Source organism: Streptosporangium oxazolinicum (genome assembly GCF_039537505.1).
Classification (GTDB): Bacteria; Actinomycetota; Actinomycetes; order Streptosporangiales; family Streptosporangiaceae; genus Streptosporangium; species Streptosporangium oxazolinicum.
Genome location: NZ_BAABAQ010000031.1, coordinates 1 through 1,571, shown reverse-complemented (window position 1 = coordinate 1,571; position 1,571 = coordinate 1). Strand labels below are relative to the sequence as shown.

Here is a 1,571-nt window from a genome sequence, read left to right as displayed (position 1 = left end):
ATGCCTTCATGGGCCGGGTGCATTCCCAGGCCTGGCGCAGTGTGGGGGCGTTCTTCGATCTGCCGGCCCGGCCGGTGATGGCCGCGTTGTGTGGCCGCTCAGCCGAGACGACGGCGGCGGCGGCCGAGCAGATGGGCTGGGCCGCGGTGGAGACCGACTGGCGCAAGCTGATCGCCCGTGATGACGTGCAGATCGTGGACATCTGCACGCCGGGCGACTCGCACGCCGAGATCGCGATCGCCGCGCTGGAGGCGGGCAAGCACGTGGTGTGTGAGAAGCCGCTGGCCAACACGGTCGCTGAGGCCGAGGCGATGGCTGAGGCGGCCCGGACGGCGGCGGCGCGGGGGGTGTATGCGATGGTGGCGTTCAACTACCGTCGGGTGCCGGCCATCGCGCAAGCCGCCCGGTGGGTGGCCGAGGGCCGTCTGGGTGCGGTTCGGCATGTGCGGGCGCAGTATCTGCAGGACTGGATCGTCGATCCGGACTTCCCGCTGGTGTGGCGGCTGCAAAAGGAGCTGGCCGGCTCGGGGGCGTTGGGGGATATCGGCGCGCACATCATCGACACCGCGCAGTTCATCACCGGCCAACGGTTGACCGAGGTCTCGGGGTTGACCGAGACGTTCATCACGCACCGTCCCATCGCCGGGGTCTCGGCCGGATTGTCGGCCGATACCGGTAACGGGTCGGGGGCGCAGCTGGGTGAGGTCGATGTCGATGACGCGGCGGTGTTCATCGGCCGTCTCAGCGGGGGTGGGCTGGCGTCGTTCGAGGCGACCCGGTTCGCGACGGGGCGCAAGAACGCGTTGCGGATCGAGGTGAACGGTTCCAAGGCGAGTGTGGCGTTCGATTTCGAGGCGATGAACGAGTTGTGGTTCCATGATCACGCGTTGCCTGCTGAGGAGGCGGGGTTCCGCCGGGTGCTGGTCACCGAGGGCGGGCATCCGTACGCGGGGGCGTGGTGGCCGCCGGGGCATGGCCTGGGCTATGAGCACACCTTCACCCACGAGGTGAAGGACTTCGTGGAGGCGATCACCGCTGGTGTCGCTCCGTCTCCGTCGTTCGACGACGGGTTGAACGTTCAGCGGGTGCTGGCCGCGGTCGAACGCAGCGCCGCCGACCAGAGCCGGTTGACGGCGATCGAGGAGGTATGACGGAGCCCGCCCCTCGTGGGGCGTACACCCCATGAGCGGGTCCCGTCACCCGCGTGGTGCGCGTGCGAGCTGAACTCGCGCACCACGCGGCCCACAATCTGTGACATGGAGGACATATGACCAGGCCGATCACCTTGTTCACCGGCCAGTGGGCCGACCTGCCGTTCGAGGAGGTCTGCCGCCTGGCCTCGGGCTGGGGATACGACGGGCTGGAACTCGCCTGCTGGGGCGACCACTTCGAGGTCGACAAAGCCCTCACCGACGACGACTACATCCCCCGCAAGCAGGAACTACTCGCCAAGCACAACCTGTCGGTCTACACCATCTCCAACCACCTGGTCGGCCAGGCCGTCTGCGACAACCCCATCGACGCCCGCCACCAGGGCATCCTGCCCGCCCGCATCTGGGGCAACGGCGAGG

1 protein-coding gene and 1 pseudogene are annotated in these 1,571 nt (G+C 68.5%); both read left to right on the top strand.

Features of this window, described 5'->3' with window-relative positions; genetic code table 11:
• Positions 1-1,151, top strand: a 1,151-nt coding sequence (locus ABD817_RS39365; RefSeq protein ID WP_344923566.1) for a Gfo/Idh/MocA family protein, incomplete at its 5' end; no start/stop codon positions are given.
• A gap of 116 nt (positions 1,152-1,267) precedes the next feature.
• Positions 1,268-1,571, top strand: a pseudogene (locus ABD817_RS39360) (sugar phosphate isomerase/epimerase); the annotation flags it as partial.